This window comes from Arenimonas composti TR7-09 = DSM 18010, assembly GCF_000426365.1.
Taxonomy (GTDB): Bacteria; Pseudomonadota; Gammaproteobacteria; order Xanthomonadales; family Xanthomonadaceae; genus Arenimonas; species Arenimonas composti.
On the sequence record NZ_AUFF01000006.1, the window covers coordinates 83,497 to 110,475 of the forward strand.

At 71.9% G+C, this 26,979-nt stretch carries 11 protein-coding genes; 5 read left to right on the forward strand and 6 right to left on the reverse strand.

Features of this window, described 5'->3' with window-relative positions:
- Nucleotides 1-16: 16 nt before the first annotated feature.
- Together K311_RS0109670 and K311_RS0109675 are read right to left on the reverse strand one after the other, a co-directional pair.
- Nucleotides 17-5,605, reverse strand: coding sequence for an alpha-2-macroglobulin family protein (locus K311_RS0109670; RefSeq protein ID WP_026817143.1), 5,589 nt, complete (start codon nt 5,603-5,605; stop codon nt 17-19).
- A gap of 95 nt (nt 5,606-5,700) precedes the next feature.
- The gene (locus K311_RS0109675; protein WP_026817144.1) at nt 5,701-9,249 is read right to left on the reverse strand and encodes an indolepyruvate ferredoxin oxidoreductase family protein; all 3,549 of its coding nucleotides are present in this window, start codon (nt 9,247-9,249) and stop codon (nt 5,701-5,703) included.
- Nucleotides 9,250-9,393: 144 nt separating this feature from the next.
- Between K311_RS0109675 and K311_RS0109680 the strand changes: the two genes are divergently transcribed.
- The 3 genes from K311_RS0109680 to K311_RS18410 all read left to right on the forward strand — a co-directional run bounded on the left by K311_RS0109680 (nt 9,394) and on the right by K311_RS18410 (nt 14,754).
- Nucleotides 9,394-10,590, forward strand: a complete 1,197-nt coding sequence (locus K311_RS0109680; protein ID WP_026817145.1) for an EAL domain-containing response regulator — start codon at nt 9,394-9,396, stop codon at nt 10,588-10,590.
- Between the two features lie 10 nt (nt 10,591-10,600).
- Entirely contained in the window at nt 10,601-13,453 is a 2,853-nt protein-coding gene (locus K311_RS17725) for an ATP-binding protein (protein ID WP_051239890.1), read from the forward strand.
- Nucleotides 13,454-13,560: 107 nt separating this feature from the next.
- Nucleotides 13,561-14,754: a hypothetical protein gene (locus tag K311_RS18410; protein WP_026817146.1), complete on the forward strand. Its 1,194-nt coding sequence runs from the start codon at nt 13,561-13,563 to the stop codon at nt 14,752-14,754.
- 32 nt (nt 14,755-14,786) lie between these two features.
- Here the strand turns inward: K311_RS18410 and ggt are convergent, their stop codons facing one another.
- Nucleotides 14,787-16,532, reverse strand: coding sequence for a gamma-glutamyltransferase (ggt, locus tag K311_RS0109695; RefSeq protein ID WP_026817147.1), 1,746 nt, complete (start codon nt 16,530-16,532; stop codon nt 14,787-14,789).
- Between the two features lie 61 nt (nt 16,533-16,593).
- Here ggt and K311_RS0109700 point away from each other — a divergent pair, with 61 nt between their 5' ends.
- Together K311_RS0109700 and K311_RS0109705 are read left to right on the forward strand one after the other, a co-directional pair.
- Complete coding sequence (locus K311_RS0109700) at nt 16,594-18,432, forward strand: DUF885 domain-containing protein (RefSeq protein WP_026817148.1); 1,839 nt, start codon at nt 16,594-16,596, stop codon at nt 18,430-18,432.
- Between the two features lie 34 nt (nt 18,433-18,466).
- A complete protein-coding gene (locus tag K311_RS0109705) occupies nt 18,467-19,378 on the forward strand; it encodes an AEC family transporter (protein ID WP_043797239.1) in 912 nt (303 codons plus the stop codon).
- Between the two features lie 110 nt (nt 19,379-19,488).
- On the opposite strand, the gene K311_RS0109710 is transcribed toward K311_RS0109705, so the two are convergent.
- The 3 genes from K311_RS0109710 to gltB all read right to left on the reverse strand — a co-directional run bounded on the left by K311_RS0109710 (nt 19,489) and on the right by gltB (nt 26,960).
- Complete coding sequence (locus K311_RS0109710; protein ID WP_026817150.1) at nt 19,489-20,979, reverse strand: AAA family ATPase; 1,491 nt, start codon at nt 20,977-20,979, stop codon at nt 19,489-19,491.
- Between the two features lie 73 nt (nt 20,980-21,052).
- The gene (locus tag K311_RS0109715) at nt 21,053-22,480 is read right to left on the reverse strand and encodes a glutamate synthase subunit beta (RefSeq protein ID WP_026817151.1); all 1,428 of its coding nucleotides are present in this window, start codon (nt 22,478-22,480) and stop codon (nt 21,053-21,055) included.
- Between the two features lie 19 nt (nt 22,481-22,499).
- The gene (gene gltB / locus K311_RS0109720) at nt 22,500-26,960 is read right to left on the reverse strand and encodes a glutamate synthase large subunit (RefSeq protein WP_026817152.1); all 4,461 of its coding nucleotides are present in this window, start codon (nt 26,958-26,960) and stop codon (nt 22,500-22,502) included.
- Nucleotides 26,961-26,979: the final 19 nt, after the last annotated feature.

The following is a 26,979-nucleotide window of genomic DNA, read 5'->3' on the forward strand; positions in this document are numbered from 1 at the left end:
TCCCGCGCCCGCGAACCTAGGGCTGGCGGATGCGCACCTGCGCCCCCGCCGTGCTCGCCTGGCTGGCCTCGCCGTACATCAGCTCGGCGACGGCCGGCGCCGCGAAGTAGCGGCCGGCATGCGTGGCCTGCACGAAGTAGTGCACCTCGTGCCGACCCGGCGGCAGCCACTGCGCATACAGCCGCACTTCGTCGGCGCCGGTCTGGCGGCTGTCGAACCACCAGCTGCCGCCGCCGGCGAGCCGGCGCAGGTCGTCGCCGGCGGTGCCGGCGAGCGCCAGGTCGCGGCTGATCCAGCCGCCCGGCACCACATCGGTGATCGCCACGAAGTGGCGCACCGCCGGCACCTGCAGCTGCAGGCTCACCCGCACCCAGTCGCCGACGCGCACTTCCGGCGCCGCGGCCGACAGCGGCGTCCAGCGGCCGTCGCGCAGCACCGCGTAACGGCGCTCGAGCTGCATGCCCACGGCCTCGGGCTGCGCGCTGCGCAGGTCCTGCTGCCAGTCGAGGCGGGCGACGTAGGACAGGGTCGCGTCGGCATCCTCGGCGCTGCGCATCTGCAGCGGACCGGCGACTGCCGGTGCCCGCCATTCCGCCCGCGGCGCCGTCGGCGTCACCGCCAGCTGGGCGGCGCCATCGCCGGCGCGCACCTCGACCACGGGCGCGGTGTCCGCCGGCATCGCCGCATCCGCCGCCTGCAGGGCCAGCAGGCAATGCAGCGCCGCCTGGGTATCGACGCTGCGCCGCGCTTCGCCGGCATAGAGATCGGCGGTGCCGCGCAGGAAGGCCTGGCGGCGGCGCAGATGCGCCGGGTCGCGGTCGAGTTCGAACAGGGTCGCGGTCACCGCGCACTGGTCACGCAGCGGCGAGCCCATGGCCCAGCCGAAGCTGCGCGGATCGGCGAGCACGCGGCGCAGGCCGTGATCGACACCGGCCTCGCGCAGGCGGCCGAGGCCCTCGGTGGCACGGCTGTCGCCGGTCGCGGCGAGCGCGCGCACCAGTTCGCTGCGCGCATGCCAGCCGAGCTCGTCCCAGTCGCGCCACAGGCGGTCGAGCACCGGCTGCGGCACGCCGCCGCCGGTGGCGGTCAACGCCGCCACCGCCACCGCCAGGGTTTCGCCGGCATAGCCGCGATAGGGTGCGAGGACGTTGTCCTGGCGCGCGACCAGGCCGCGCGACACCAGATCACGCAGCGGCGTCACCAGCGTGTCCGGCACCTCGGCGCCGAGCGCGCGCAGGCGGCCGTAGCCGCGCAGCGTGTGCACGCTCAGCAGCAGCGAACCCGGGCCGCTGCCCTGGCCGACGTTCTCGGCGAAGTAGTGGTACCAGCCGTTGTCGTCGCGGAAGCGCGGCGCCTGGGTCAGCACCGCTTCGAGCTCGGCGGCGGCGTCCGGCCAGGCGCGCAGGCCGGCCTCGTCCTGCAGTGCCAGCGCGGCACCGATGGCGCGGCTGAGCTGCTGCTCCCAGCAGCGGTGCGGATAGGCGCGCAGCCCGTCGAGCCAGAGCGCGCGCCAGCTGGCGCCGCCGAGCGACACCGCCACCGACAGCTCGCCCTCACGCGCGCCCTCCGGCAGCGCCGGCACCGGCAGCGACAGCGTCGGCTGCATCCAGCCGGCCTGCACCCGCGAACGCGGGCCCCAGGGCGACTGCACGCGCACCCGGCCGGCGATCGCATCGCTGCCGCGGTCGGCATCGGCGCGCGCGTACAGGGCGATCTCACCGGCGCGGTCCGGCTGCAGGCCGAGCACGCGCGCGACCACCGCATCCGCCGCCGCCCGCACCTGTTCGTCGAGGCGCGCATCGGCACCGGCGCCACTGGCTTCGGCGTGCAGCCTGAGCAGGGCCGGCGCACCGACCGCACGTACATTCACCGTCGCCTCGCCCGCGTCGTCGGCGAACAGCCGCGAGGGCAGGCCGAGGCGCAGTTCGACCGGCAGCGAGGCGGTGAAGGTGGTTTCGGCGAACGCGATCTCGTCGCCGACATCGGCGGCCCAGACCAGCACCCGCCAGCGGGTCAGGTTGTCCGGCAGCGGCAGGGCGATCTCGCGCGACTCGCCCGGGCCGAGCAGCAGGCCGTCGTTCCAGTACGCGGCATCGGCGAAGCGGTGGCGTACGCGCGGGTCGGCGGCGCCGTCGCGGCTGCCGCCGCTGAGCGGTTCGCCACCGGCCTGGTCGGGTTCGATCTCACTGCGCTTGAGCCGGCTGCCGCTGACTTCGATGGTGTCCAGCCCGGCCGATGGCGGCGGCGGCGGTGCCGGTGCTGCCACCGCGGGCGCGGGCGGGAAGCCGTCGCGTGCGCGTTCGCTCTCGCCGCGGCTGCGCTGCTCGGCGTCCGGGTCGAAGAACAGGTTGCGCGGGCTCCAGCCACGCAGCTCGTGCAGCTCGCCGATCTGCCAGCGGCGCAGGCTGCCGAGGAAGCCCTCGTGGCCGGGATCGAGGCGCGGATGCAGGGCGGCGGCCTGCTGGTGCAGGGAATCGTCGACCACCGCGATCACGAACTGGCGCGCGACCGCCGCGTCATTGCGCACCGTTACGCGCTGGGTCGCGCCCGGGGCCAGCGTCGGTTCGGCCAGCCGCAGCTGCGGCGGCCGCGCCGGCGGCGCCGGGATGTCGAGATCGATGCTCGCCTGCAGGGTCGGCTGCGCCAGCGCGGCATCGACATCGGCGGTATGCGGACGCAGCACCACGCGCAGGGTCGCCGCCGGCGCCCACTCACGCGGCAGCGCGATCGCGACCAGGCCGTCGCCGTCGACCTGCTCGATCCAGGCGCGGCGCAGGCCGCCGTATTCGAGCGTCATCAGCGCGGTGGCGCGGCCGTGCGGCTGGCTCAGGCGCAGCTGCGCCGGACTGCCGTCGAGGCCGGCCGGACGCTCGACGCGCAGCTGCAGCGCCGGCGTGTCCTGGTCCGGCGGCGGGCTGCGGCCGATCCAGCGCATCAGCGTCGTCGGCGCGGCATCGCCGGCTTCGGCGATGAAGCGATACAGACCGGCGTCCGGAGCGCGGAAGGCGCAGGGCGCGGCGGTGCCGGCGACCAGGGTGCAGCGGCCGACGATTTCCGGCGCGGCATCCTCGTCGTCGGCGTTCGCGACATCGCGCTCGATGCGCACCTGCACCGGCACGACGCCACGCGATGTGCCATCGGCCGCGACCACCACCGCTTCCAGCACCGGATCCGCATCCTGCGACAGCCACCAGCCTTCGCTGCGCAGGCCGACATAGGCCGGGAACGCGGCGTAATCGACGACCGCGGTCGGCGCCGCGATCTCCGCCTCGCCCGCCATCGCGAGATAGGCGTTGAAGCGCAGGCGGGCGAAGGGCAGCGCCTGCGCCGGCGCCTCCTCGTCGCTGCCGCGCACCTCGATCCGCGCCGGGGCGCGCACCGCGAGCACGGCCCGGCCTTCGCCATCCAGCCGCGCGGGCAGCGCCAGTCCGGCGAACAGCTCCGTTTCCGGCTCACCGGCGCCGCCGGCGAAGGTGAATTCGCGGTACTCCGGATGGCTCTGCGCGAAGGATTCCGCGCTCGCGAAGCCGGTCAGGCGCAGGCCGGCATGGGCGGCGCTGCCGCCGGAATAGAATCCGCCCTCGACGCCGAGCACGATTTCCTCGCCCGGCCGCACCCGCTGCGGTTCCGCGCTCAGCGCCGCCCACATCGACTGCGCCTGGAAGCGGGTCACGAGGAAGCAGGCGCCCTCGTTCATCGAATGCTCGGGACCGATGCACCACTGGCCGTCCGGCGTCGAGGCCGGCAGTTCGAGCTCGCCGGCGACGCCGCCGAAATCGTCGGTGCCGCTGTTCCAGCGCTGCAGCGGCGGGTTCCAGCCGGCGCGCAGGCTCAGCGTCAGCGGCGTCCCCGCCGCCGGCGCCCGCAGGTGATTGTCGACCCGGTTGCGCAGCCACAGCCGGAACTTCACGGTTTCGCCGGGGCGATACAGCAGCCGGTCCGAGCTGCCGAAGGCGACCTGGTTCGCCGCCTGCGGCCGCCATCCGCTGCCCGGCAGCGGCACCCGGTTCTCGATCGCCGGTACGACCACCGTGCGGCGGCCGGCGCGTGCACGCACCAGCAGCATCGCGTCCGCCTCCCAGCCGCGCAGCTTCTCCGCCGGCGCGCGCAGGCGGGTGAGGCCGTCGGCGCCGCTGCGCCCCTGCGCCAGCACCTCATGGCCGCCCTGGTCGTCGACGCGCAGCAGCTCGATGCCGGCACCGGCGACCGCCTTCGCATCGGTCCATTCGCTGGTCCAGACCAGCAGTTCCTCGCCGCTGCGCCAGGTCAGCAGCTGGAAGGGCGCCACCGCGGTCGCGCGGGCGACGTCGGAGCGTTCGCGCGGCCCACCGAAAGACAGACCGCCGCGCGACAGCCAGGCCAGCGGCGCCGGCACCCCGAGTTCGGCCCAGACATTGCGCTGCGCCGGCGGCGTCAGCCGGGCCCGGCGCAGTTCGATGCGCTCGCCGATCGCGAGTTCGATCCATTCATCGGCGTGCACCAGGTTGCGGCCCTCGACCCGCGAAGGTTTCACCACCGTTGCGTCGACGCTCAGCGGCGGCTCGACCCGATACGCCGGCTCCGGGTCGAGGATGCCGATCTCGACCGTCACCGCCGTCGCCAGCGCGGCCCCATCGACCGCGGTGAGCCCGGCGGGCAGCACGAACCGCAACGGCTCCTCGCGCGGATCCGACACGATCGCCAGCGTGCGCAGCGGCGCCAGGCCCTCGCGGTAGCAGACGTAACAGGGCGGCGTCGGCTCGTCGGCGATGCGCGCACCGGCCGGCAGCGCCTCGGCGATCGCCGCCACCGCGGCGTCGGAGAGGGCGCGGTTGAAGCGCAGCACGATCGGCCGTTCGGCGGCGCAGGCGGTCGGCGTGTCGTCCCACCAGGCGCCCTGGCAGCGCCAGTCGATGAAGGCGAAGGGCTCGTTGATCCGGCGGACCAGCAAGGCCGGCTGGCCAGTGCCGCGCAGCGGACCGGCGCTGGAACGCAGGCCGGGGCGCACCGACAGCCGCAATTCGCCCGGCGCGGTCGGCCAGGCGTCCGGGATCACCCGCAGGCGATGCGGTGACCAGCGCTGCTTCGCCGGCTCGAGGCGGAAGCGCAGCGGCCGGCCGTCGAAGTCGAGCTCGAGCACCGCCGCCACCGCCGCGGCATCGACGCCCTCGCCACCGTCGACCCAGAGCTGCGGCCGGCCGCCGTCCTCGGGCCATTCCAGGCCGGCCGACAGCCGCGGCAGCGCGTGGTCCGCCTCGGCATGACTGGGTGCGAAAGCCTCGCCGCTCTGCAGCCACAGGCCGGCGCCGATCTCGATCCGATACCGCGTCGCCGCCTTCAGCGGACTGCCGCCGGGGCTGTCGGGGGTGCAGCGCAGGCGGACGTCATCGGCCCACCACCAGCGGCAGTCCAGCGCCGGCGTGATCCGGATCGGCACCTCGGCATCGCGGCCCGCCCAGGTGACCATCGGCGCGGCAAAGCGCAGTTCGATCGCCTCGTGTTCGAGTTCGATGGCGGCGAGGCCGGGGCCGGTGACCGCCTTGCCCTCTTCCTGCGCGGCCGCCGGTGCGGCGAGCAGGGCGAGGGCGAACAGCAGCGGCGACAGCGATCGGGTCGGAAGGCGCATTCGGCAGGTCCGTCGGCGGCAGGGTTGCCGCAACAGACTCCGGGCGCCGCCCGGGTGTCAAGCGCGGCGGCGTCGATGCCGCCGCGCCGCCGGGCTCAGGCCCCGTTCCAGCGCGCCAGCAACTCGGCCTCGTGCGCCTTCGCCTTCGCCAGGTGCGCTTCCTTGACGTGGCCATAGCCGCGGATGCCCTCGGGCACGCCGGCGATCTCGACCGCGAGCGCGACATTGCCGGCGTCGAGCTTCGGCAGCAGCACGTGCTCGACGGTCCGCGCGTAGTCGGCGATCAGCTGGCGCTCGGTGCGCCGTTCGCCGCTGCGGCCGAACGGATCGAGGGCGCCGCCGCGCAGGAACTTCAGCTTCGCCAGCAGCCGGAACGCGGTGAACATCCACGGCCCGTATTCCTTCTTCAGCAGCCGGCCCTCGGCGTCCTTCTTCGCCAGCAGCGGCGGCGCGAGGTTGAAGTGCAGCGTGTAGTCGCCGTCGAACTGCTTCGCGAGGCGCTCGCGGAAGTCGCTCGAGGTGTACAGGCGGGCGACCTCGTACTCGTCCTTGTAGGCCATCAGCTTGAAGTAGTACCTGGCGACGGCTTCGGTCAGCGCGGTCGAGCCGGGGACCTTGCGCGCTTCCTCGGCGCGGACCTTGTCGACGAGGGCGAGGTAGCGGCCGGCGTAGGCGCGGTTCTGGTAGTCGGTGAGGAAGGCGGCGCGGCGGTCGATCTGCTGGTCGAGGGTTTCGGAGAGGGCGAGGTCGGAGAGGGGATTGATCGCGGCTGAAGCCGCTCCTACAGACGCTCCTGCAGAAGCCGAAGCTTCGGCGACGGCCTGCGGGTCGATCGCGGCGAGGCGGCCCCAGGCGAAGGCGGTCCGGTTCATCTCGACCGCGGCGCCGTTGAGCTCGACCGCGCGCATCAGCGCGTCCAGCGACACCGGCACCAGGCCGCGCTGCCAGGCGACGCCGAGCATGAACAGGTTCGTCGCGATCGCGTCGCCCATCAGCGCGGTGGCGATCTCGGTCGCGGCGACCTGCAGCGGCTCGCGGCCGCCGAGCGCGGTGCGGATCGCATCGACGATGCCCTGCGCCGGGAACCGCATGTCCGGCAGGCGGGTGAACGGGCCCGGCATCGCCTGGTAGTCGTTGAGCACGACCTCGGTGCGGTCGGCGCGGATCTTCGACAGCGCCCAGTAATCGTTGACCACGACCATGTCGCAGCCGAGCACCAGGTCGGCCTCGCCGGCGGCGATGCGCACGGCGTGGATGTCGGCCGGCGACTTCGCGATGCGCACATGCGTGGTCACCGCGCCGCCCTTCTGCGCCAGACCGGTCTGGTCGAGCACCGAGGCGCCCTTGTGCTCCAGATGCGCGGCCATGCCGAGCAGGGCACCGATGGTCACCACGCCGGTGCCGCCGACGCCGGTGATCAGGATGTTCCAGGGCTGGTCGAGGTCGCTGCGGACTTCCGGCTCCGGCAGGTTCGCCAGCCGCTCGGCGGCGCTGGCCTTCTTCTTCTTCCGCAGGCCGCCACCCTTGACGGTGACGAAGCTCGGGCAGAAGCCCTGCACGCAGCTGAAGTCCTTGTTGCAGTTGCTCTGGTCGATCTCGCGCTTGCGGCCGTATTCGGTTTCCAGCGGCAGCACGGAGACGCAGTTCGACTTCACGCCGCAGTCGCCGCAGCCTTCGCAGACCAGCGAGTTGATGACCACGCGCTTGGCCGGGTCCGGCAGCTTGCCGCGCTTGCGGCGGCGGCGCTTCTCGGCGGCGCAGGTCTGGTCGTAGATGATGACGGTGGTACCGGGCACCTCGCGCAGGCGCTTCTGCTGCGCGTCCAGCTCGCTGCGGTCGAAGAACTCTACGCCGGCCGGGAAGATCGAGCGGTCGGACCACTTCGCGATGTCGTCCGACAGCACGACGATCGTCTGCACGCCTTCGCTACGCACCTGCCAGGCGATGTCGGGCACGCTCAGGGTGCCGTCGACCGGCTGGCCGCCGGTCATCGCGACGGCGTCGTTGTAGAGGATCTTGTAGGTGATGTTGACCTTCGCGGCGATCGACTGCCGGATCGCCAGCGAACCGGAGTGGAAATAGGTGCCGTCGCCGAGGTTCTGGAAGACGTGCTTCTCCTCGGTGAACGGCGCCTGCCCGGCCCAGGTCACGCCTTCGCCGCCCATGTGGGTGAAGGTATCGGTGCTGCGGTCCATCCACGTGACCATGTAGTGGCAGCCGATGCCACCGAGCGCGCGCGAGCCTTCCGGCACCACCGTCGAGGTGTTGTGCGGGCAGCCGCTGCAGTAGTGCGGCACGCGCGGGAAGTTCGCGCGCGGCAGCGCCAGCTCGCTTTCCTTGGCCTGCATCCAGGCCAGCACGTCGCGAATGCGGTCGGCGGCGCTGCCCTCGACCAGGCCCAGCTTCAGGATGCGGGCGCCGATCACCTGCGCGATCGTCGCCGGGGTCAGCTCGTTGGTGCTCGGCAGCACCCAGTTACCGGCCTCGTCGTACTTGCCGATGATGCTGGGGCGCGCGCCGCCGCTCCCGGAAGACGCGGGCCAGTTGTACATGTACTCCTTCATCTGCCGCTCGATGAAGGAGCGCTTCTCCTCGACCACGACGATGTCCTGCAGCCCGCGCGCGAACTCGCGGATGCCGACCGGCTCCAGCGGCCAGGTCATGCCGATCTTGAACACGCGGATGCCGACGTCCTCGGCGAAGCGGCGGTCGATGCCCAGGTATTCCAGCGCCTGCAGCACGTCGAGGTAGCTCTTGCCGGTGGTGACGATGCCGAAGCGCGCGCGCGGCGAATCGATCACCACCTTGTCGATGTGGTTGACCCGCGCGAAGGCCTGCGCCGCCGCGACCGCGTAACGGTGCAGGCGCATTTCCTGGTTCAGCGGCGGATCCGGCCAGCGGATGCCGAGGCCGCCCTCGGGCAGCTCGAAATCGGTCGGCAGCAGGATGTCGAGCTGGTGCGGGTCGACGTTCACCGAGGCCGAGGACTCCACCGTCTCGGCGATCGTCTTGAAGCCGATCCAGCGCCCGGTCCAGCGGCTCATCGCCCAGCCGAGCAGGCCCATGTCGAGGATGTCCTGCACGCCGGCCGGATTCAGCACCGGCATCATCGCGCTCTCGAACTCGCCCTCGCTGCCGTGCGGCAGGGTCGAGCTGCGGCAGGCGTGGTCGTCGGCGGCCAGCGCCAGCACGCCGCCCCAGGGCGAGGTGCCGGCGGCATTGCCGTGCTTGAACACGTCGCCGCAGCGGTCGACGCCGGGGCCCTTGCCGTACCACATCGCGAACACGCCGTCGTACTTCGCGCCGGGGAACAGGTTGGTCTGCTGGGTGCCCCAGACCATGGTCGCGCCGAGGTCCTCGTTCAGGCCCGGAGTGAACTCGATCGCGCTGGCCTTCAGGTGCTTGCGCGCGCGCCACAGCTCGAGGTCGAAGCCGCCCAGCGGTGAGCCGCGGTATCCCGAGATGAAGCCGGCGGTGTTCACCCCGGCGCGGCGGTCGCGCATCTGCTGCATCAGCGGCAGCCGCACCAGCGCCTGCACACCGGACAGGTAGATGCGCCCCTGCTCGCGGGTGTACTTCGATTCGAGGTCGTAGTCGCGATCGAGCGGGCGCTCGGCGAGGCTGGCGGGCGAGGGCGGCGTCATTGATGGCGGTCCGGCGGGCGAAGGGCGCGGATTATAGGCCCCCCGAAGATGGGGCAGGAGACAGGAGGGAGGACTGCCTCTTACCTCCTACCTCCTCCCTGCTGCATGCGGGTAAAGTCGTGACGTCTCCCGGAGAGAGCGTCCATGAGCCTGGCGAAGCTGCGCGTTCTGCTGGTCGAGGATCACGGTTTCCAGCGCCGGCTGGGACTGCGCCTGCTCGCGGATCTCGGCATCGGCGACCTGCACGAGGCGGCCGACGGCTTCCAGGCGCTCGACCTGTTGCGCAATCTCGCGGAGCCGCCGGACGTCGTGCTCGTCGACCTCGACATGCCCGGCATGGACGGTGTCGAGTTCATCGGCATCGTCGCGCAGGAGAAGCTCGCGCGCTCGATCGCGGTGGTGAGCGCGATGGAGCCGGCGCTGCTGCACACCGTGCAGGTGATGGCCAAGGCGTCCGGCCTGCGCGTGCTCGGCTGCGTCGAGAAGCCGCTGACGCCGGGCAAGCTCAGCGCCACCCTCGCGCTCTACGAATCCGAGTCGGCGCGCGCCGGCCCGACGGTGGCGGTCGAGGTCAGCGCCGAACAGGCACGCGACGCCCTCGCCCGCGGCGAGATCGGCCCCTGGTTCCAGCCGCAGGCCGAGTTCGGCAACGGCAAGGTGATCGGCGTCGAGGCGCTCGCGCGCTGGCGCCTGGCCGACGGCCGCATGGTGCCGCCGGCGGTGTTCGTTCCACTGATCGAGGAGGCCGGCCTCGTCGACGAGCTGACCAGCCTGATGCTCGTGCAGTCCTGTGCCTGGCTCACCCGCTGGCAGGCGGCGGGAACGCCGCTGAAGCTGTCGGTGAACGTGTCGGCGAACAACCTCACCGGCCCGCAGGTCGCCGACCGCTACGAACTGGTGCTGCGCGAGCACGGGCTGGCGCCGGAACAGGTGATCCTGGAGATCACCGAGAGTTCGGTGATGAGCGACACCGCCCGCGGCCTGGGCATGCTGGCGCGGCTGCGCCTGAAGGGTTTCGGCCTGAGCATCGACGACTTCGGCACCGGCTATTCGTCGCTGGCGCAGCTGTCGCAGATCCCGTTCACCGAACTGAAGATCGACCGCGGCTTCGTCTCCGGGGCGCCGACGCAGCCGCGCAAGCGGGCGATGATCGAGACCAGCCTCGACCTGGCGCGCAAGCTGGAGCTGAAGGTCGTCGCGGAGGGCGTCGAGACCGTCGACGAATGGCAGCTGCTCGCCTCGCTCGGCTGCGACTTCGCCCAGGGCTACCTGATCTCGCCGCCGGTGCCGGGCGAACAGCTGCCCGACGCGATCCAGCGCTGGCGGCAGACCCACCACTAGGCCGCGCCCCATGCAGGAGGCGCGTGGTCGCAGGTTCCGCATCCGCGTCCAGCTGCTGGGCCTGTTCGGCCTGTTGCTGCTGACCGGCGCCGCGGTCCTGACGATCGACGAGCTGGAGCGCCGGGCCACCCGCGAATCGCTGCTGCGCCTGAAGGACGAGTCGCTGGCCAACCTGCGCCGGATCAAGGCGGTGTCGGACGCCTATGGCCTGGACATCGTCGACACCACCTTCCGCGTGCGCAACGACCTGATCGGCTGGGAAGAGGGCGTCATCGCCGTCGACCACGCCCGCCTGCGCATCGACCGCCACTGGCAGGAACTCGAGAAGGCGCAGCGCACGCCGGAGCAGCAGGCGCTGTTCTCGCAGATCGAACGCGCCCGCGTCCGCGCCGACACCGCGGCGCACACCCTGCGCGGCCTCCTGGAGGCGCGCGACATCGTCGCCCTCGGGCGCTTCGCCGACACCGCGCTGTACCCGTCGATCGACCCGGTCACCAGCCGCATGAAGCACCTGGGCGACATGGAGATGATCGAGGCCGAGCGGCTGGTGCGCGCCCAGGAAACCGGCAGCCAGCGCGCCGCCTGGCTGCGCACGCTCCTCAGCCTGCTGACGCTGGCCACCGTCGCGCTGGTCGGCCAGAAGCTCCTGCGCAACATCTACAAGGGCGTCGAGAGCCTGACCGCGGTCGCCCGCCAGATCAGCCGCCACGACTACCAGGCGGTGCCGCGCTACCGCCCGAGCGGCGAGCTGGCGGAAGTGATGGATGCCCTGCTCGGCATGCGCGACGACGTGCGCAGCTTCGAGGAGCAGCTCAACAGCCAGCTCCTGCGCACCGAGCAGGTGCGCGCCGCGCTGCAGGAGCGCGAGGTGTTCCAGCGCTCGCTGTTCGCGGCGGCGCGGGTGGCGATCATGTCGATCGACCTCGACGGCCGCATCACCAGCTTCAACCCCTACGCCGAGCGCCTGACCGGCTGGCGCGCCGAGCAGATGGTCGGCGCCGCCGGCCTCGACCGCCTGCTGGCACCGGACGACGCCACCCGCGTCGCCGCCGACCTCACCCGCGCGCTCGACCGCGAGGTCGCCGCCGACGCCGGCCTGATCCCGCTGCTGATCGAACAGGGCTCGCCGCCGCTGGAATGGCAGTTCGTGCGCCGCGACGGCAGCCGGGTGCCGGTGCTGATGGCGACCTCGCTGATGCGCGACGGCAGCGGCAAGACCGTCGGCTACCTCGCGGTCGCCACCGACCTCACCCGCATCAAGGAGCTCGAGCAGCAGCTGCGCGCCAGCGAGGCGCAGGCGCGCGAGGCCAGCGAGGCCAAGTCGAGCTTCGTCGCGGCGATGAGCCACGAGATCCGCACGCCGATGATCGGCGTCACCGGCATGCTCGAGGTGCTGCAGCACAGCCGGCTCGACGAGGACCAGCGGCGTACCGTCGAGGTGATCCGCGAGTCGGCACGGTCGCTGCTGCAGATCATCGGCGACATCCTCGACTTCTCCAAGGTCGAGGCCGGGCGCATGGACCTGGCGCCGACCACGGTGTCGCTGCCGCGGCTGGTGCAGTCGACGGTCGCCAACTTCACCGGTTCGGCCTCGAGCAAGGGCCTGGTGCTGACCTGTGCGATCGACGACCGCGTCGGCCCGGCGCACGTCGCCGACGGCCTGCGCCTGCGGCAGATCCTCGCGAACTTCCTGTCGAACGCGATCAAGTTCACCGAGAAGGGCATGGTCGAGATCGCACTGGAATGGCGCGGCCGCGAAGGCGACGGCGACCGCCTGTGTTTCCGCGTTACCGACACCGGCATCGGCGTCACCCCGGAGCAGCAGGCGCGGCTGTTCCAGCCCTTCCAGCAGGCCGAGGGCAGCACGACACGGCGCTTCGGCGGCACCGGCCTCGGCCTGGTGATCGCCCGCCGCCTCGCCGAGCTGATGGGCGGGCGCGTGACGATGGAGAGCACGCCCGGTGCCGGCACCACGCTGCGGCTGGAAGTGGCCTTGCCGCGCGGAGCCGAGGCCGATCTCGAGAAGGACGCCCCCGCCGACCCGTCGCGCGGCTTCCTCGCGCGGCCATTGCCGACCGTCGAGGAGGCGCTGGGCGAACGCAGCCTGGTGCTGATCGTCGACGACCACCCGACCAACCGCCTGGTGATCGCCCGCCAGCTCGCACTCGCCGGCTATGCCAGCGAGGCCGCCGCCGACGGCCGCCAGGGCCTCGCCGCCTGGCGCAGCGGCCGCTACGCGCTGATCCTCTCCGACGTGCACATGCCGGAAATGGACGGCTACGAGATGGCGCGCGCGATCCGCGCCGAGGAAGCCGCCAGCGGCCGCAGCCGCACGCCTGTGATCGCGCTGACCGCGGCGGCACTGAAGGGCGAGGCCGAGCGCTGCCTCGCCGCCGGCATGGACCAGTACCTGCCGAAGCCGGTCAGCATCCCGGAACTGGTCGCGGCGCTGCAGCGCTGGCTGCCGCATACCCGCCCGGCGATCGCCGAGGCGCGCCCGGCGGCGCCGCTGCCGCAGGTCAGCAGCGCGCCCGCACCGATCGACAGCGCCGCGCTGGAGGCGATCACCGGCGGCGATCCTGGCCTGACCCGCGAACTGCTCGACGACTACCTGAAGACCACCGAGGCCGACCTGCGCGAACTGCAGGCGGCGATGACGCGCGGCGACCTCGCCGCGGTCGCCCGCCAGGCGCACAAGCTCAAGGGCGCCGCCCGCCTGGTCGGCGCGGCGCCACTGGCGGAAGCCTCGCAGGCGGTCGAACACGCCGCCAAGGCCGAGGACCGCGCCGAGCTGCTGCCGCGCGCGTCGGACGTGGCGACGGCGTTCGAGCGCCTGTCGCGCTTCATCAACAGCAGTTCGTAGTTCCTACGAGGTAGGAGGCAGGCAGGGCCGGGCCCCGCACTCCCTTCGAACTGCGCGGGACCACCGGTGTGGGACAATGCGCGTGCTCCTCCTCCTGGACTCAACGCATGCACTTTCCCCGCCTCGCCCTTCTCGCGGCGCTGCTCGTCGCGTCGCCGCTGTTCGCCGCTGCGCCGATGCGCACGGTGAAGCCGCTGGAAACCACGAAGTCCAGCGCGTCGGCGCGGCCGGCGCCGGAGGTCCTGGCACCCGAGGATGCGGCCGTGCCGGGTCCGGAGGTGGAGGCGATGATCCGCCAGCTCGGCGTCGCCTACTTCTTCGCGCAGGGCATCCGCAACGAGACGGCCACAGCGGACACGGCGGAGGAGCGCGAGGTGATCGAGGCGGTGATCGCCGACCCCGGGTTCATCGAAGGCCTCACCGTCGATTTCGCCACCGTGCTGGCGCCCTGGCTGCGCCGCGAGGACGTCGCGGCGTTCAGCGAATTCGCCGCCCGCGGCGCCGGTGACCGCCTCGCCGCCGCGATAGCGGCCGATCCGAGCCGCCCCATCGGCGAACACGGCGCCAGCCTGCGCCGCCGCGACCGCCGTGCCTTCGAGGCGCTGGTCGAACGTGGCCTGCTCGACCGCCTCGCCAACGCGCTGCAGCGCCCGGAAGCGATCGGCGCCTTCGTCGGCCAGCTGGCGAACGTCGGCTGCCGCATCGCCCGCAGCCGCGACCCCGCCCGCTACGACGACGTCGCCGACCAGTACTGCGCGCTCGCGACCTCACTGAGCGACGACTCCGGCCTCAGCGATGCGCCGTCGAGCGACGCCGCGATCGCGGTGCTGCGCCTGTTCGATCTTCCCGCGGTCACCCGCCACGAGTTCAGCCGCGGCATCGCCGCCGCGGCGGATCCCTCGCAGCGGCGCGTGCTCGAGGTGATGCTGGCGCTGATGGACGACGAGGAGCTGTTGCAGCTGGCCGGCGCCGAACTCGACCGCCTGGCCGCGCCCGAGGACCTGCAGCGGCTCGCCGATTACGCGCAGACCGCCGGGGGGCGCCGGCTCGGCGAGGCGCTGCGCGGTCTGAATGCGAGCAACCTGGCCGCGCTGGTCGCCGACCTGCCGCCGGAACTGCTGACGGAGATGGAAAGCGCGGTCGGCGAAGCCGCGCTCACCCGCATCGGCACCGCCCTGGGCAGCGACAGCTTCGAAGCCGTCGGCGTCGAACTCGGCCGCCGTCTGGTGTGCCGCGCCGATCCGGCGTCGCTTCCGCCAGAGGTGCGGTTGGTGCTGACGTCGGGCATGTGCCGGAGATAGCGGTAGCCCGTTCGCACGAACTGCGCTCCCCGCTAGTAGCCGGCCGCCTGCCCATCCTTCCGCGATTCCGAAGCCCCCGTGTAGACGCCGGTTTCGGGATCGCGGGCGATCGCCTGGTAACCGCCGTAGGGGCCGTCGGCGAACTGCACGACGTGGCCGCGGCGCATCAGCGCGCGCACGGTCTCGTAGGCGAAGCCGGTCTCGAGGTTGAGCACGCCGCCGTCCTGCATCTCGCTGAGCTGGCCCTCGGGTTCGGTGCTGCCGTCGTGATGGATGCGCGGGGCGTCGCCGGCTTCCTGCAGGTTCATGCCGAAGTCGACCAGGTTCATCACGATCTGCACGTGGCCCTGCGGCTGCATGCCGCCGCCCATCACCCCGAAGCTCACCCAGGGCTGGCCGTCGCGGCTCAGGAAGGCCGGGATGATCGTGTGGAACGGCCGTTTGCCGGGCGCGAACGAGTTCGGGTGGCCCTCGCGCAGCACGAACTGCTCGCCGCGGTTCTGGAAGATGAAGCCGGTGCCCGGCGCGGTCATGCCGCTGCCCATGCCGCGGTAGTTCGACTGGATCAGCGACACCATCATCCCGTCGGCATCGGCGACGGTCAGGTAGATCGTGTCGCCCTGCTGCAGGCCGGGGCCGGCATCGACCGCGCGTGCGGCGCGCTCCGGATCGATCAGCGCGCGCCGCTCGGCGGCGTATTCCGGCGAGATCAGCCGCGCGACCAGGGCCGCGTGGTCGCCGTCCCGGGCGGTGTCGTGGAAGGCCGGATCGGCATACCAGCGGGCGCGGTCGGCGAAGGCCAGCTTCTTGGCCTCGGTGAACAGGTGCACGTGCTCGGCCGAACCGAAGGCGATGTGCGAGAAGTCGTAACCCTCGAGGATCTCCAGCATCTGCAGCGCGGCGATGCCCTGGCCGTTCGGCGGCAGCTCCCAGACATCGACGCCGCGGTAGTTCGTGCTCACCGGCTCGACCCATTCGCCGTGGTGCGCGGCCAGGTCCTCGTAGCGCAGGAAGCCGCCGTTGGCGCGGAAATAGGCGTCGATGCGGCGCGCGAGTTCGCCTTCGTAGAACGCGGCGCGGCCGTCGCGGGCGATGGTCTCGAGGGTGTCGGCGAGGTTCGGGTTGCGCCACAGCTCGCCCTTGCGCGGGGCGCGGCCGTCGATCGTGAACTGCTCGCGGAAGCCCGGCCATTCCGACAGCCGCGGCACGCTCAGCGCCCAGTAGTAGGCGATGGTCTCGTGCACCGGGTGGCCGTCGCGGGCATAGGCGATCGCCGGCGCGAGGTTCTCCGCCATCGTGCGGCGGCCGAAGCGTTCGTGCAGCGCGAACCAGGCGTCGACCGTGCCCGGCACCGTGACCGGCAGCGGGCCGCGCTGCGGCACCCGGTCGAGGCCGCGGCGGCGGAATTCGCGCAGCGTCAGCGCGCGCGGCGAGCGGCCGCTGCCGTTGTAGCCGTGGAGCTGCTTCGTCTTCGGGTCCCAGACGATCGCGAACAGGTCGCCGCCGATGCCGTTGCCGGTGGGCTCCATCAGCCCGAGTGCGGCATTCGCGGCGATGGCCGCGTCGACCGCGCTGCCACCGGCTTTCATCGTGTCGAGCGCGACCTGGGTCGCCAGCGGGTGCGAGGTCGCCGCCATCGCATGCGGCGCCAGCACTTCCGAGCGGGTGGCGAATCCGCGGCCGGTGATGCGGTCGGCGGCCGCGGCGGAGCCGACCGGCGCGACGACGCCGGCGGTCACGGCCAGGGCCAGGGCGAGCAGGGTGGCGACGGGACGCATGGCAGGTTCTCCGCAGGACGATCTCGGCGAAGATAGCGCGTCCCCCGAGTCCGGAGTTCCGATGCGCACCCCCGTCCTGCTGATCCTGTCCGCCGCGATCCTCGCCGCCTGTGGGGGTGACCCGGGTGCCGGTGCCCCGACCGCAGCGTCCTCGCCGGCCGCCGCCGACGCCGCCGCGGTCGCACCGACCGGGGGCCCGGTCGAACTGAAAGCGATGCTCGACGACTGGTGGGAACTGCAGCTGCAGCGCAATCCGATCCTCGCCACCGCCGTCGGCGACCTGCGCTACAACGACCAGCTGCCCGACATGTTCTCCGCCGAGGTGCGCGAGCAGGCCATGGCCGACACGCGCGAATACCTCGCCCGTGCCCGCAGCATCGACCCGGCGAAGCTCGACGGCCAGGACCTGCTGAGCTGGGAGATCTTCGTGCGCGACCGCGAGGAGAGCATCGCCGGCGAGGCCTTCCCGGCCTGGATGATGCCGCTGCACCAGATGGGCAACTACGGCAGCTTCTTCGCCCAGCTCGGCAGCGGCCAGAGCCTGCAGCCGTTCCGCGAGACGAAGCACTACGACGACTTCCTCGCTCGCATCGCCCGCTTCCCGGTGCTCAACGACAGCGCGATCGCCAGCCTGCGCGCCGGCATCGAAGCCGGCGTGGTGCTGCCGAAGCCGGTGGTCGAGAAGCTGATTCCGCAGTTCGCGGCGCACGTGGTCGAGCGCGCCGAGGACAGCGTGTTCTGGGGTCCGGTCGCGGCGTTCCCGGACGCGGTGCCGGCGGCCGAGCGCGAGCGCCTGACCGCCGCTTACCGCGAGGCGATCGCCGCGCAGCTGGTGCCGGCCTACGCGAAGATGCGCGACTTCCTGCGCGACGAATACCTGCCGGCCGCGCGCGCCAGCGTCGGTCTGTCGGCGCTGCCCGACGGCCGGGCCTGGTACGCGTACATGGTGCGCCAGCAGACCACCACCGGGCTGACGCCGGAAGAGATCCACCGGTTCGGCCTCGACGAGGTCGCGCGCATCCTCGGCGAGATGAACGCGGTGCGCGAGCAGGTCGGTTTCGCCGGCGACCTGCCGGCCTTCTTCCAGCACCTGCAGGAGGATCCGCAGTTCTACTTCGGCAGCGAGGAAGAGGCGCTGCAGGCGTATCGCGACATCCAGCAGAAGATCAATGCGCGCATCCCGCAGCTGTTCGATGTCTTCCCGAAGGCCGATTACGAAGTGCGCGCGGTCGAGGCCTTCCGTGCCGAATCGGAGGCGGGCGCGTCCTACATGGCGCCGGCGCCGGACGGTTCGCGGCCGGGCATCTTCTACCTCAACACCTTCAACCTGAAGGCGCAGCCGAAGTTCCTGGTCGAGACGCTGTCGATCCACGAGGCCTCGCCGGGGCACCACTTCCAGATCGCGATCCAGCAGGAGATCGAGGACCTGCCGGCCTTCCGCCGCTTCGGCGGCTATACCGCCTTCGCCGAGGGCTGGGCGCTGTACGCCGAATCGCTGGGCAAGGAGATGGGCCTGTTCGAGGATCCCTACCAGTGGTACGGGCGGCTCAGCGACGAGCAGCTGCGGGCGATGCGCCTGGTCGTCGACACCGGCCTCCACTACTACGGCTGGACGCGCGAACAGGCGATCGACTACATGAAGGCGAACTCGTCGATGGCCGAGAGCGACATCGTCGCCGAGGTCGAGCGCTACATCGCGATGCCCGGCCAGGCCCTCGCCTACAAGGTCGGCCAGCGCGAGATCCGTTCGCTGCGCGAGGAAGCCGAGCGCGAACTCGGCGACCGCTTCGACGTCAAGGCCTTCCACCGCCAGGTGCTGATCGACGGCGCCCTGCCGATGGACGTGCTCGCCAGCAAGATCCGCGCCTGGATCGCCACCGAAAAATCCCGCCCGGATTGACCCCGTAGGAGCGCCTTCAGGCGCGATCCTCCCCATGGCCTCCTACGCCCTCATCCTCGCCATGCTCGCCCTCGGCCTGCTCTTCCGCAGGCTGCGGCTGTTCCCGGAATCCGCGCCGGAAACCCTGAACCTGGTCGTGCTCTACGTCTGCCTGCCGGCCTCGGTGCTGCTCTACGCGCCGCGGCTGCAGTTCGGCATGCATGTGCTGGCGGTCGCGGCGGTGCCCTGGCTGCTGCTGCTCGCGACGATCGCTGCAGTCAGCGCGGTTTCGAAGTGGCTGCGCCTGCGCCGAGACGAACACGCGGTGCTGCTGCTCTGCGTCGCGCTCGGCAACACCAGCTTCCTCGGCTATCCGCTGTGCCGCGCCCTGCTCGGCGAGGCGGCGCTGCCCTACGCGGTGATCTACGACCAGTTCGGCGCCTTCCTGATCCTCTCGACCTTCGGTCTCTACGTGCTCGCGCGCTACGGCGGCGACACCCCGCCGACCGCGCGCGCGATGGCGAAGCGCGTCGTCACCTTCCCGCCCTTCCTCGCGCTGCTGTTCGGGCTGACGCTGATGCCGGCGACCCCGCCGGCGTGGATCGCCGACGGCCTGCAGCGCCTCGCCGACGCCCTGTTGCCGCTGGTCGTGCTGGCGATCGGCCTGAGCCTGCAGCTGAAGCTGCCGCGGGACGAACTGAAACCGCTCGCCGCCGGCCTCGGACTGAAGCTGATCGTGATGCCGGCGCTGGCGCTGGCCGTCGTGCCGCTGCTCGGCCTCGCCGGCACCGCCGCCGACGCCACTGTGCTCGAATCGGCGATGCCGCCGATGGTCACCGCCGCGGCGCTGGCGATCTCGCACCGCCTCGCCCCCGGCCTCGCCGCCGCGATGGTCGGCTACGGCATCCTGCTCTCGCTGGCGACGCTGCCCGCCTGGACCTGGCTCCTCCAGCACCTCCCCCTGTAGGAGCGCCTTCAGGCGCGATGCCCCTTCTGTAGGAGCGCCTTCAGGCGCGATGCTTTTCTTTACAGCAACAGCATCGCGCCTGAAGGCGCTCCTACAGAAGAGGGGGAGGGTCAGTCGGCGGGGACGGTGCGTTCGCGGGCCCAGGCGCGGATCGCTTCCACCTGCTCGGCCATGAGCACGCTCAGCGGCCGGGTCGCGCGGATTTCGGCGATCAGGCGGTCCTCGTCGACCGGCACACCGTCGGCATGCGCCGAATACAGCGCGCTGACCACGGCCTGCTCGATCTCGGCGCCGGAGAAACCGGCGGCGGCGTCGGCGAGGGCGTTCAGCGAGAAGCCCTCCCAGTCGACCTCGCGCTTGTGCAGGTGGATGCGGAAGATCTCGGCGCGCGCCGACGCATCCGGCAGGTCGACGAAGAAGATCTCGTCGAAGCGGCCCTTGCGCAGCAGTTCCGGCGGCAGTTCCTTCACCGCGTTCGCGGTCGCGACCAGGAACACCTTCGACTTGCGCTCGGCCATCCAGGTCAGGAAGTAGCCGAGCACGCGCCGCGACACCCCGCCGTCGTCGCTGCCGCCGCTGCTGGCCAGGCCCTTCTCGAGCTCGTCGATCCACAGCACGCAGGGCGCCACCTGTTCGGCCGAAGCGAGCGCATCGCGCAGGTTCTTCTCGGTCTCGCCGTGGTACTTGTTGTAGAGCGTGCCGAAATCCAGCCGCACCAGCGGCACCCGGAAGCCGCCGGCCACCGCCTTCGCCGCCAGCGACTTGCCGCAGCCCTGCACGCCGAGCAGCAGGATGCCCTTCGGCGGGTCCAGGCCCGGCGGCAGCGCCGCGTCGTCGACGAAGGCGCTGCGGCGGGTGTTCACCCACTGCTTGAGCCGGGTGAGCCCGGCGACGTCGGTGAAGCGCGCGGTGTCGTATTCGAAATGCAGGTGGCCGCTCTTGTTGAGCAGCTCGAACTTCAGCTTGGTCAGCTCCGGCAGGTCGTGGTCGCCGATCGCGCCGTCGCGGAAGATCAGGTGCCGGGCGATCCGCCGCGCATCGATCATCGACAGGCCGCGCAGGTTGCGCACCATCGCCTTCAGCGCTTCCGGGTCGATGTCGACGCGGCGGCCGTCGTGTTCGCGCTGGTAGAGCTTCGCCTCGTCCTGGACCATCTTCAGCAGATGGCGCTCGTCCGGCAGCTTCAGCGGGAAGCGCACCGCCAGCGCCTCGAGGTCGGGCGGCAGCTCGATCTTCGCGCCGACCAGCACCAGGGTGTGTTCCTTGCAGCCGCGGCGGTCGATCAGCTCGCGCACCATGCGCTGGGTGGTCGCGTAGCCGAGGTAGGGGTGGAAATCGAGCAGCAGGTGCAGGCCGCGCTGGTCCATGTCGCGGATCACCCGCAGCGTGGTGGGTGCATCCGGCGGCGCCAGCGGCGGGTCCTCGCCGTCCAGGTCGACGCGGCGCAGCCCTTCGGTGATCGACCAGCGGAACAGCGGCCGCCAGACGTTCATCAGCAGGTGCCGGAACAGGTCGACGACCCGGCCCTCGTCCGGCGTCTCGATGACGATCAGCGCCGTGTTGGCGCGGACGAGGCTGGTGAGGTCCTGCAGTTCGCTCATGCGCATCCCCGGAAGCAGGGGCGGATGATAGCGCTGGGGTGGTGCGGGAAGGGCATCGCGCCTGAAGGCGCTCCTACGGGGGGTGGGGGGTGCCGAGGAGGTGGCGGGTGATGGCGTGGGCGGCCTGGCGGCCGTCGTGCACGGCGGTGACGACGAGATCGGCGCCGCGCACGTTGTCGCCGCCGGCGAAGACCTTCGGGTGCCCGGTGGCGCCGTCGGCACCAAGGACGCGTACGCGGCCGTCGGCGTGCAGGCCGATGCCGTGTTCGCGCCACCATGGCGCCGGGCTCGGCCGGAAACCGAAGGCGAGGATGACGAGGTCGGCCGGCAGCACGCGCTCGCTGCCGGCGACGGTGGCGATGCCGCCGCTGCGGCCGGCACCGGCGACGGTGTCGACGACACGCACGCCGGCGACATGCGCGCCGTCGGCGCCCGCTTCCAGCGCCAGCGGCTGGCAGTGGAAGACGAAGGACACGCCCTCCTCGCGCGCATGGGCGACTTCGCGCCGCGAGCCGGGCATGTCGGCCTCGCCGCGACGGTAGACGCAGCTCACCTCGCCGGCGCCGAGGCGCCGCGCCGAGCGCACGCAGTCCATCGCGGTATCGCCGCCGCCGAGCACCAGCACGCGACGGCCGCGGAAGTCCGGCAGGTCCGCATCCGCCGCGATCGCGTCGCCGGCCTCGGCAGCGAACTGCCGCCGCGCATTGGCCACCAGGAAGGGCAGGGCCTGCAGCACGCCCGGCAGCTCGCGCCCGGCCAGGCCGCCGTCGACCGGCGTGGTCGCGCCGGTGCCGAGGAAAACGGCGTCGAAACCGCGCAGCAGTTCGCCGCCGAGCGCGGCATCGACCTCGGTGTGCAGGTGGAAGCGCACACCCATCGCCTCCAGCACCGCGCGCCGCGTCCGCACCACCGCCTTCTCCAGCTTGAAGGCCGGGATGCCGAAGCTGAGCAAACCGCCGATCTCGCCGTGGCGGTCGAAGACATGCGCCTCGATGCCGGCCCGCGCGAGGCGGTCGGCGCAGGCCAGACCGGCCGGACCGGCACCGATCACCGCGACCCGCCTGCCACTCGCCCGCACCGCCGACAGGTCCGGCCGCCAGCCCTGCCGGAAGGCCTCGTCGACGATGTATTTCTCCACCGCGCCGATCGTCACCGCATCGAAGCCGGTCTCGAGCGTGCAGTCGCCTTCGCAGAGCCGGTCCTGTGGACAGACGCGGCCGCAGATTTCCGGCAGCGGGTTGCTCTCGTGCGCCAGCTCCGCGGCCTCGAACAGCCGGCCCTCGCGCACCAGCGCCAGCCAGTCGGGGATCGGGTTGTGCAGCGGGCATTTCCAGGAACAGTAGGGATTGCCGCAGTCGAGACAGCGGGCCGATTGTTCGGCGGCGTCCGCCGGCGCGAAGCCGGGATGGCTCTCGCCCCAGCCGAGCAGGCGCACCGGCACCGGCAGTGGCCGCGGCAGCCGCCGTGGAACTTCGAGGAACTGGAAGGGCTGTCGTTTCATCGCGATTGCCGCCTGCCCCTCATGCCGCCCGCCGCAGTTCTTCGGCGAGCTGCTCGAGCGAGGCCGCCTTCGCCTTCACCAGCCAGAAGCGGCCGGCGACGTCGCGGAAATCCTCGAGCAGCTGCGCGCCCCAGGCGCTGCCGCTGTGTTCGACATGCGCCAGCAGCAGCGTGCGCAGGTGCTGGCGGTGGTGTTCCATGCCTTCCGGGGTGATGCGCAGCACGTCGACCAGTTCGTGGTTGTAGCGGTCGACGAAATCGCGCTCGAGGTCGAGCACATAGGCGAGGCCGCCGGTGAAGCCGGCCGCGAAGTTCAGGCCGGTGCGGCCGAGCACGGCGACGCAGCCGCCGGTCATGTATTCGCAGCCGTGGTCGCCAACGCCCTCGACCACCGCCACCGCGCCGGAATTGCGCACCGCGAAGCGCTCGCCGGCACGGCCGGCGGCGTACAGCTCGCCGCCGGTGGCGCCGTAAAGGCAGGTGTTGCCCATGATCGCCGCCTCGCGCGCGACGAAGGGCGCAGTCGGCGGCGGCCGCAGCACGATGCGGCCCCCGGCCATGCCCTTGCCGACATAGTCATTGGCATCGCCTTCCAGATGCAGGTGCAGGCCGCCGGCATTCCAGGCGCCGAGGCTCTGCCCGGCATGGCCGCGCAGGCGCAGCAGGATCGGCGCATCGGCCATGCCCTGGTCGCCGTGAGCGCGGGCGATCGCGCCGGACAGGCGGGCGCCGATGCTGCGGTCGCGGTTGTTCACCGCGTAGGCGAACTCGCCGCCGCTGCGCTCGCGGATCGCCTGCGCGCAGTCGGCGAGCATGCGTGTGGCCAGGGTGCCGGTGTCGCGCGGCAGGTTGCGCGGGATCACGCAGTAGCGCGCGGCCGGGCCGCGGCCGTCGGCGGCATCCAGCAATGGCTGCAGGTCCAGCCCGCGCTGGCGCGCGGTCTCGCCTTCGAGCACGCGCAGCAGGTCGGTGCGGCCGATCAGGTCCTCGAGCCGGGTAACGCCGAGCCGCGCCAGCCAGTGGCGCACGTCCTCGGCGACCAGGCGGAAGAAGTTCGCCGCCATTTCCGGCAGGCCGGTGAAATGGTTCGCGCGCAGGCGCGCGTCCTGGGTGGCGACACCGGTGGCGCAGTTGTTGAGGTGGCAGATGCGCAGGTAGCGGCAGCCGAGCGCGACCATCGGTGCGGTGCCGAAGCCGAAGCTTTCGGCGCCGAGGATCGCCGCCTTCACCACGTCGAGTCCGGTCTTCAGGCCGCCGTCGACCTGCAGGCGCACATGCCCGCGCAGGTCGTTGCCACGCAGGGTCTGCTGCGCCTCGGCGATTCCGAGCTCCCAGGGTCCGCCGGCGTGGTGGATCGAGGACAGCGGCGAGGCGCCGGTGCCGCCGTCGTAGCCGGAGATGGTGATCAGGTCGGCATAGGCCTTGGCGACGCCGGCGGCGATGGTGCCGACGCCGGCATGCGCGACCAGCTTCACCGACACCAGCGCCTCCGGATTCACTTCCTTCAGGTCGAAGATCAGCTGCGCCAGGTCCTCGATCGAATAGATGTCGTGATGCGGCGGCGGCGAGATCAGGCCGATGCCGGGGCGGGCATGGCGCAGGCGGGCGATGGTCGCGTCGACCTTGTGCCCGGGCAGCTGCCCACCCTCGCCGGGCTTGGCGCCCTGGGCGATCTTGATCTGCAGCACCTCGGCATTGACCAGGTACTCGGGCGTCACGCCGAAACGGCCGGAGGCGACCTGCTTGATCTTGCTGCGGCGCTCGCTGCCGTTGCGGGCGGGGTCTTCGCCGCCTTCGCCCGAGTTGGAGCGGCCGCCGAGCGCGTTCATCGCGATCGCCAGCGCCTCGTGCGCTTCCGGCGACAGCGCGCCGAGCGACATGCCGGCACTGTCGAAGCGGGCGAGGATGGCCTGCGCCGGCTCGACATCGGCGATGTCGATCGGCTGCGCATCGGTGCGCAGCGCCAGCAGGTCGCGCAGGGTCGAAGGCGGGCGGCCGTCGACGATGTCGGCGTAATGGCGGAAATCGGCGAAGTCGCCGCTGCGCACCGCCTGCTGCAGCGCCGCGATCACCGCCGGGTTGTACATGTGGTACTCGCCGCCGTGCACGAACTTGTGCCGGCCGGCCGGCGTCAGCCCGGCGTCGGCGCGGGCGCGCGCCGCGAGTTCGCGGGCATCGGCCTCGAGTTCGGCGAAACCGGCACCTTCGATGCGGCTGACGACCCCGGGAAAGCACAGCTCGGTCACCTCGCGCTTCAGCCCGATCACTTCGAACAGCTGCGCGCCGCGATAGCTGGCGATCGTGCTGATGCCGAGCTTGGACAGGATCTTCAGCAGGCCCTTCTTGAGGCCGCGGCGGTAGCTGCGGCCGATCTCGAGGATCTCGCCGGCGCGGTGGCGGATGACCCCGGCGCGGCCGAGCGCGTACAGGGTCTGGTAGGCCAGCCAGGGATAGACCGCGGTGGCGCCGACGCCGATCAGGCAGGCCATCTGGTGCGCGTCGCGGGCGGCGCCGGTCTCGACGATCAGGTTGCAGCGGCAGCGCAGGCCTTCGGCGACCAGATGGTGGTGGATGGCGCCGGTGGCGAGCAGGGACGGCACGACCGCCTCGTCCTCGCGTGGCCAGCGGTCCGACAGCAGCAGGATCACCGCGCCGCCACGCACCGCCTCGGCGGCTTCGCGCTGCAGCCGGCGCAGCGCCTGCGGCAGCGATTCGCCGGCGGCGAAACCCAGATCGATGCGCACATGCGCGTCCGCGAACCGCGGCAGCGCCAGCAGCTGGCGCAGCTTGCGCTGGTTGAGCACCGGCGAGTTCAGCATCACCTGGGCGGCGTTGTCGGCGGTGAGCTCGAACACATTGCCCTCGGGCCCGAGCTGGGTCAGCAGCGACATCACGATCGCCTCGCGCAGCGGGTCGATCGGCGGATTGGTGACCTGGGCGAAGGCCTGGCGGAAGTAGTCGGAGACCGGGCGCAACTGGCGCGAGAGCACCGCCAGCGGAGTGTCGTCGCCCATCGAGCCGGTGGCTTCCTGCTCGGTCTCGGCGAGCACGCGCAGTTCGTACTCGCGTTCCTCGCGGCTGAGCTGGAACAGGGTCTGGAAGCGGCGCAGTGCCGCCGGTTCCAGCGGTTCGGCGGCCAGCGAAGGATCGATCAGGCTGGTGCTCAGATAGCTCACGCCCTGCTTCAGCCACTGCTTGAAGGGCGCGCGCGCCTTGTTGATGGCGTCGATCGCCTCGCTGTCGAGCAGTTCGCCGCGCTGCAGGTCGACCGCCAGCATCTCGCCCGGACCGAGCTTGCCGCGGGCGACGACCTCGGCATCGTCGACATCGACGACGCCGGTTTCCGAGGCCACCACCAGCAGGCCGTCGGCGGTGCGCAGCCAGCGCGCCGGACGCAGGCCGTTGCGGTCGAGCGTGCAGGCGGCATAACGCGCATCGCAGAGCACGATCCCGGCCGGCCCGTCCCAGGGATCGATCGAAAGCCCGTAATACTCGTAGAAGGCGGCGAGGTCCGGGTCCTTGTATTCCAGCGAGGCGGTCGCCGGCGGCACCAGGATGCGGATCGCCTGCAGCAGGTCCATGCCGCCGGCGAGCAGCAGCTCGAGCATGTTGTCCAGGCTCTGCGAATCCGAGCCATGTTCGGCGACCAGCGGCTGCAGCGCCGCCAGATCGAAGGCCGGCGTGCGCCAGTGGGCGGCGCGTGCCCGTGCCCAGTGCCGGTTGCCCTCGATGGTGTTGATCTCGCCGTTGTGGGCCAGCAGGCGGAAGGGCTGGGCCAGCTTCCAGGCCGGCGCGGTATTGGTCGAGAAGCGCTGGTGGAAGACCGCGACCGATGACGCCAGCTCCGGCCGCGCCAGGTCCGGATAGAAATCCGGCAGCGCATCGGCCAGCACCATCGCCTTGTAGCCGATCGACACCGCCGAGAGGGTCACGATGTGGAAGGCGGCATCATTGCCCAGCGCCTGCTCGGCCTGGCGGCGGGCGAGGAAGAGCCGGCGCTCGAAGCTTCCGGCGTCGAGCTCGTCGGGCCGCGCGACGAAAACCTGGGCGATGCGCGGCAGCCCGCGGCGGGCGATCTGGCCACAGGCCGCGTGCCGCACCGGCACCTCGCGCCAACCGCTGACCGCCAGCCCCTGCGCTTGCAGCGCCGCCGCGAGCCGGGCGCGCGCGCGGGCATCGGCGGCATCGTCATCGCGCAGGAAGACCATGCCTACCGCGTCACCTTCGGCGAAGCCGATGCCGGCCCCGGCAGCGATCGCCGCGAGGAAGGCGGACGGGCGGCGCAGCAGCAGCCCGCAGCCGTCGCCGCTGCGGCCGTCGGCGGCGACGGCGCCACGATGCGACAGCCGTGCGAGCGCCTGCAGGGCGCTGTCGACCAGGGCCCGCGAAGGCTGGTCGTCGATGCGCGCCACCAGGCCGAAGCCGCAGCTGTCGTGCTCGAAATCCGGGGAATACAGGCCAGGCGGCCGGCCAGCGCTCATGCCACCTCCGTGGCAACCG